At 72.9% G+C, this 4,580-nt stretch carries 4 protein-coding genes; 2 read left to right on the top strand and 2 right to left on the bottom strand.

Annotated elements, in window-relative coordinates; translation table 11 throughout:
• Positions 1-1,470, bottom strand: a 1,470-nt coding sequence (locus tag AB0P35_RS41530) for a PHP domain-containing protein (protein ID WP_363521670.1), incomplete at its 3' end; no start/stop codon positions are given.
• 319 nt (positions 1,471-1,789) lie between these two features.
• Here AB0P35_RS41530 and AB0P35_RS41525 point away from each other — a divergent pair.
• Complete coding sequence (locus AB0P35_RS41525; protein ID WP_363521667.1) at positions 1,790-3,094, top strand: hypothetical protein; 1,305 nt, start codon at positions 1,790-1,792, stop codon at positions 3,092-3,094.
• A gap of 223 nt (positions 3,095-3,317) precedes the next feature.
• A complete protein-coding gene (locus AB0P35_RS41520) occupies positions 3,318-4,238 on the top strand; it encodes a DNA-3-methyladenine glycosylase 2 family protein (RefSeq protein WP_257019579.1) in 921 nt (306 codons plus the stop codon).
• 33 nt (positions 4,239-4,271) lie between these two features.
• On the opposite strand, the gene AB0P35_RS41515 is transcribed toward AB0P35_RS41520, so the two are convergent.
• A complete protein-coding gene (locus AB0P35_RS41515) occupies positions 4,272-4,439 on the bottom strand; it encodes a hypothetical protein (RefSeq protein WP_363521663.1) in 168 nt (55 codons plus the stop codon).
• Between the last annotated feature and the right edge of the window lie 141 nt (positions 4,440-4,580).

Raw genomic sequence — 4,580 nt, 5'->3', positions numbered from 1 at the left:
CTCGTCGGGGGGCAGGCCGAGGGCGAGGCCGGTGTCGCGGATGGCGTGCCGGGCGCGGTAGGTCTCGGGCATGGAGAGGGTGCAGACGCGTTCGGCGCCGTAGCGGGTCATGATCCGGCGGTAGACCTCGAGGCGGCGTGCGGACTCCACGTCGATGTCGATGTCCGGCAGGCTCTTGCGCCGCAGGTTGAGGAACCGCTCCATGATCAGCTCGTGGTCGAGCGGGTTCGCGAAGCTGACACCCAGCAGGTGCACCACCAAGGATCCGGCGCCGGAGCTGCGGGCCTGGACGCGGATGCCCATCTCCTTCACGTCGTCGACGACCTGGGCGACCGTCAGGAAGTATGTCGGCCAGCCGAGCGTGTTGATGACCCGCAACTCCTCCTCCAGCCGGGTGCGCATGGTGGGGCTGCGGTCGTAGCCGTACCGGACCAACGCGGCGTCGCAGCGCTCGCGCAGCACCCGGGCGGAGGTGCCGGGGGCGACGCCGACGACGTGCTCCTCGGGGAAGTGGACCTGGCCGATGCCGAAGTCGGACGCCGGGTCGAGGCGACAGTCAGTGGCGGTGCGGGCTGTGGTCGCGAGGAGGTGCGCGGCGCCGCCGTGTTCCTGGCCGGCCGCGCGGGCGACCTCCTCCGCCAGCTGGGCCATCTCGCGGTGGTCCTTCAGGGTGCGCTCGCCGTTGCAGGTCCGATCCGGCCGGATCGGCATCAGCAGCCGGGCGGAGTCCAGCACGTCCGCGACCCGCGACTGGGCCGGATCGAGGTAGCGGACCGCGTTGGTGATCACGGCGAGCAGGTCGAGGTCAGCGGCGAGACCGACCGTGCGGGCGGCCAGCCGCAGCGAACCGGGTGCGGTGCCGGTGCGGCGGTGGTGGACGGCCTCCAGGCGCAGGTGCGGCCCGAAGACCTCGCGCCAGGGGGCGAGGAGTTCGGTGGCGGTGTCGGGGCGGCCGGCGGCGAGCGCCCGCAGCGGCTGAGAGCCGGGGCCGAGCAACACGGTCAGGCCCTCGGCGTGCTCCTGGATCGCCGCCCACGGGACGATCGGCTGGCCGCCGCCGCGTTCCACACGGGCGGCCCAGCCCGCGGTGATCAACGCGCACAGGTTCGCCCACCCGGTCCGGTCCCGGGCCAACAGGGTGATCCGCGGCGCGGACTCGTCGACGAACGCGCCGCCCCGCGCCGGGGTCCGCGGCCGCCGCTCCCCCACCACGACGGCCGCACCTGGCCGGCCCGTTCGGCCGGCCGCGGCACTGTCGAGGAACGGAACGGCCAGGTCGGCGCCGAACAGCGGCCGGACGCCGGAGGCCGCGCAGGCCTTCGCGAACCGCACCGCGCCGGCCACCGTGTCGCGGTCGGTCAGCGCGAGCGCGCCGAGCTTCTGCTCGGCGGCCCGAGCGGCAAGGGCGTCCGGCAGGCTCGCGCCGTAGCGGGCCGAGTAGCCGGAGGCCACGTGCAGATGCGTGAACACGCGCGCCGCCTCCTCGCTCGCACGACCCCCTCGCCGATCCGGAACCCCTCCGTCCCACCAGCGCAGACCTTGTTCGAATACTTGTGCGAATATCTTTCGCGTGTCGCCCCCCGCTCGCGCCCCGCACGGCGGCTGACCTGTCTCACCGAAGTTTGATCAGTCTCAGCGAAGTTTGACGGGGCGGGATTCGTCTCATCGGACGTTGACTGCGGGCGGATCCGGGGTGTGTCGGGGGTGGCGGCTAGGGTGCGGGGTCGTGGACACTGCTGATCTTGATTACCGGGCCCGGACCTTGTCGGGCTGCATTCCTGCGTCGCTGGTGACCCGGCTTCTGGAGCTTGGCCACGAGCGGGAAGTGGAGTTCCAGGCCGGGCGCGGGGAGTGGTTCTGCGCGCTGGAGTGGGCGCGGCTGCTCGGCGACCGACGGCAGTACGAGCAGGCGCTGGACGTGCTTGGTCCGTATATCGCGACGGGCTGGTGGCCGGCCGCCCGGGCCCGGGCCGAGCTGTTGGAAGGCTGGGGCAGGGCGCAGGAGGCGATCGAGCTGTCCCGCCCCTACGCGCAGGCCGGCGACCGGTTGGTCCTCGACTTCTTCGCGCGTCTGCTGGCCCGCCACGGCCGGGCCGCCGAGGCGCTCGCGCTGCTGCGGCCCGGGATTGAGGACTGGTTCATCGCCCAGGCCCTGGTCGACGTCGCCGAAGCCGCAGGCCAGGACGAGGAGGTGGGGGCGCTGCTGGAAACCCGGATCGAGGCCGCGGTCCCGGCCTGCGACGACCCCGACTGCCACCGGCTCCGCCTGGAGCCGTCCAACGCCTTCGACCTGCTCGCCACCGTCCGGGAACGGCAAGGCCGCGTCGACGAGGCGATCGCCCTGCTGCGCCGCCGGGAGGTTACGTCGGTCAACGGCCGGGACGCGCTGGCCGACCTGCTGGCCAGGCACGGACGGATTGAGGAACTGCGCGCGTACGCCGACTCCGAGCACCACGGGCACGCCGCGCGGAGCCTGGCCGAGGTGCTGGAGGAACGCGGCGATGAGGAGGGAGCGACCACCGTCTACCGGACCTTCGCCGAGAAGCCCCACGGCATGTGGCGCGTGGCCCATCTACTGTCCCAGCTCTTGGTCCGGCACGGCCGCGTCGACGAGGCGATCGCGGTGATGCGCGCCCTGGCGGACTCTCCGGGCGGCGCGGACGACTGCGTCGTTGACACGCTGTGCACCCTGTATGCCGAGCACAGCCGTGCCCAGGAGGCTCTGGCCTACCTCGACGCCCTCAAGGAGCGGCGTGACGGTGAGGAGGAGTGGGACTTCTTCCGGATGCGGCTTCCGCTAATGGCCGACTGCGGCCTACGCGACGAAGCGATCGAGCAGGCCCGGGCGCACCCCGAAGGCGGCACCTGGTACGCGGCCTGGTCCCTCTCTGACCTGCTTGCCAAGGCCGGCCGCATCGAGGAAGCCGTCGCTGTCCTCGAACAGCACCCCGTTTCCAATAGCACTGTCCTGGCCCACCATCTCATCGACCTCGGCCGCATCAAGGACGCCGTCCGAGCCCTCCAGGTCCGGCCAAGCGCCGCCCCGGCCCCCGACCCCTGGGGCGGCACCTACTCCAACGAACCGCCGTTCTGACGCCGCTCCGTACCCGCTCCTGCTGGTGGAGGCCGCGGTCAAAGTCCGTTGAGACCGGTCAAACTTCGTTGAGACGGGACAGCCGGCCGCACTCCTGCGCCCCGAACCTCTTCCGGGCGGTGCTGGACCGGGACAGCGGCCACCGTCAGGCTGGTCGCGTAAGGTGCGCCGGTGCCGCCGGACTGCGGCGGGACCGAACGGCACGGGCATGGCGGTGAGAGCAGTGGACAGTGCACGATCGCGGACCTGGCGCCCGCCGTACGCGCTCGACCTCCCGGCCGTGATCTCGCCACTGCGCCGCGGAGCGGGGGATCCGACGATCCGGCTGGAGTCGGGCACCATGTGGCGGGCTTCGCGCACCCCGGCGGGGCTGGGGACGCTGCGGATCGTGGCACGGTCGGCCGACGGCACTGTCGCCGCGACCGCGTGGGGGCCGGGCGCGGACTGGCTGCTCGAACAGTTGCCGGCGATGCTCGGCGTGAACGATGAGCCGGACGACCTGGTGCTGCCGCCCGGGAAGCTGCGGGACGTCCAGCGGCGCAACCCCGGACTGCGTCTCAGTGCGAGCGGTCTGGTGATGGACTCGCTCGTGCCGGCCGTCCTCGAGCAGAAGGTCACGGTGACCGAGGCGCACCGCGCCTGGCGGTACCTGCTGCGCCGTCACGGAACTGCAGCGCCCGGACCGGGTGCGGAGCTCGGACTGGTGGTGCCGCCGTCGGCGCGGGAGTGGGCGCTGGTGCCCTCCTGGTCCTGGCACCGCGCGGGCGTGGACGCGAAGCGCACCGAAACGATCCTCCGCGCGGTGCGGCTCGCACCCCGCCTGGAGGAAGCCTCCGCAATGGCCGGCACGGAGGCGGCGGCCCGGCTGATGCACGTGCCCGGGATCGGTCCGTGGACCGCGGCCGAGACGCTGCAGCGCTGCAACGGCGACCCAGACGCGGTCTCGGTCGGCGACCTGCACCTGCCGAACACCGTCGCCTGGGCCCTCGCCGGGAAGGCCCGCGGCACCGACGAGGAGATGCTCGAACTCCTCGCCCCCTACGCCGGCCACCGCCACCGCGTCCGCCGCCTCATCCGCGCGCTCGGCGTCCGCGCACCCCGATTCGGGCCCCGCCTCGCACCCAACGACCACCGCCGCCGGTAGGCGGCCGGCGCATCTTCGCCGCCCGGCGGGCGCTCACTGGACGGGGGTGGTGGTGACGGTGAACAGCGGCTTCCCGCTGCGGTCGCTGAACTCCAGGACGCCGGGCTCGGTGTTGGGGACGGCGAGCTGGGTGGTGCCGTCCACGAACTGCCGGTGGACGCCGCACGGACCCTGTCGGATCTGGCCGAGATCATCAACCATCTCTGGGGGGCACCCGACGCCTGGAGGCCGGCTCTACCCGGCGCAAGTGGACCGGACGACCGTCGCACTCGGATGGCCCGAGAACAGCGGAAGCACGATTGCGGCCCGCGCCGAGGACTTGACCTCCTCCGAGGAGGACGA

This window comes from Kitasatospora sp. NPDC085879 (assembly GCF_040686255.1).
In the GTDB taxonomy this organism is placed as follows: Bacteria; Actinomycetota; Actinomycetes; order Streptomycetales; family Streptomycetaceae; genus Kitasatospora.
Note: the sequence above shows the minus strand (reverse complement) of the source record. Positions and strands in the feature narration are given on the sequence as shown.

Bases quoted from the DNA above. Each gene is read 5' to 3' on its own strand.
- AB0P35_RS41515 (WP_363521663.1), bottom strand. From the start codon at position 4,439: ATGGTTGATGATCTCGGCCAGATCCGACAGGGTCCGTGCGGCGTCCAC.